Source organism: Alcanivorax sp. HI0083 (assembly GCF_001635175.1).
Genome location: NZ_LWFX01001438.1, coordinates 1 through 1,438 on the forward strand (window position 1 = coordinate 1; position 1,438 = coordinate 1,438).

Consider the following 1,438-nt stretch of genomic DNA (forward strand, 5'->3'; position numbering starts at 1 on the left):
TCGGTTCTGACATCAGCCGTGCCCGCATCCGCCACGCCATTGAGATATTGGGTGGGGTATCCAAGAAGCAGATGAAGAAGCTGGAGAAGGCTTACCGGGATCTGCCGGTGGGTTGAAAGTCTGACCGACTGGGGGCGAGTTGCGAGAAGCGAGTTTCGAAGAGCAAAACCTGAAACTCGCTCATGCCTGAAGGTTTTCGCGACTCGAAACTCGTCACTCGCTACTGCTTTTGCCCAGTTTTTCAGCAACTTGCTCAGGATGTAGTCAAATCGACTTCATTCTGAAAAAAAACCGCTGGCTGGCGCTTGACAGGGTAGGGGTGGCCGGTAGAATACGCCGCACCTACCGGGATGCACCTGATCCCACTGGTATTTGGGGCTATAGCTCAGCTGGGAGAGCGCAACACTGGCAGTGTTGAGGTCAGCGGTTCGATCCCGCTTAGCTCCACCAAACACGTCCCCTTCGTCTAGTGGCCCAGGACACCGCCCTTTCACGGCGGTAACAGGGGTTCGACTCCCCTAGGGGACGCCAAATAGAAAAGCCTCACTCGAAAGAGTGGGGCTTTTTTATGGCCGCTTTACGGCCGTAACACGTTTTACGCAACATGCATCACGCTACAGGTCAGGCCTGATCTTGCGGTCCCAGGATAAGCCGCAAGTAGTGAATGCCTCTCTCCTATGCGTCGCTTACTGGAAACACTGCTTCCTGCGTTAACTCAGCCGGCGGATGGTAAGGGTGTGGGCGATTTTTTCGCCGTCCCAGATGTATTCGTAGTGAGCGCTGGGGGTAATGCTGGCGATAATTTGCGGGGTCAGCAGGGCGTAGCAATGGCTGCCGGCAGCTCGCACCGATTCGTAATGAATGCCGCTGTGTTGTTGGTCCCGTAATTGCTGACCGAGCAGGTGGGCTGCGCTGTAATCATCGGGCGCATGCCAGCGTGGGTGGTCGCTGGCGGGGGTGATATCGATGAGTGTCGCGGTGAAATTGACCTTCAGACCGCGCATCACGATGCGGTCATATTTGAGGCCATCCACCTGCTGGAAGTAGCGTTGCTGGTGATAGCGGGTTTCGGCGATGGCCGTTGCCATGCGGTCGGCGCAATAGAATACGCCGTAATGGCCCGCAGAGAAGCGCGAACCGGCCGGGTTCACATGCACGAAAGGGCCCAGGGCGTAGTTGCAACCGGGGATGCCCCAGGGGCGCTGATCGGGCGGTACCCGGTTCAGCTCGCCAACATCATTCTGCAGGCGTGGATTGGTGAGTGCCTGCACCGCAAACAGCGCATCGAAGTCAGCCTGGTCCGCCACATCATCGAAGATGGCGATGGGGGGGTATTTGCCATTGACCAGCCGGTAGGCGATTTGTCCGCGTAGCGTGGTACATGGCAAGGCATCGGTATTCGGTTCACTCAGCCCCATTGGCCGCCTCGCAGGCTGTC

At 57.6% G+C, this 1,438-nt stretch carries 1 protein-coding gene and 2 tRNA genes; 2 read left to right on the forward strand and 1 reads right to left on the reverse strand.

What is annotated here, in order from left to right; all coding sequences use genetic code 11:
- Window positions 1-374: 374 nt before the first annotated feature.
- Window positions 375-450: transfer RNA gene (locus tag A3754_RS21770), tRNA-Ala, on the forward strand.
- A gap of 5 nt (window positions 451-455) precedes the next feature.
- Window positions 456-531: transfer RNA gene (locus A3754_RS21775), tRNA-Glu, on the forward strand.
- A 179-nt stretch (window positions 532-710) separates the two neighbouring features.
- Here the strand turns inward: A3754_RS21775 and A3754_RS21780 are convergent.
- On the reverse strand, window positions 711-1,418 hold the full coding sequence (locus A3754_RS21780) for an RES family NAD+ phosphorylase (RefSeq protein ID WP_063521319.1): 708 nt from the start codon (window positions 1,416-1,418) through the stop codon (window positions 711-713).
- Between the last annotated feature and the right edge of the window lie 20 nt (window positions 1,419-1,438).

Bases quoted from the DNA above. Each gene is read 5' to 3' on its own strand.
- A3754_RS21780 (WP_063521319.1), bottom strand. From the start codon at position 1,418: ATGGGGCTGAGTGAACCGAATACCGATGCCTTGCCATGTACCACGCTA.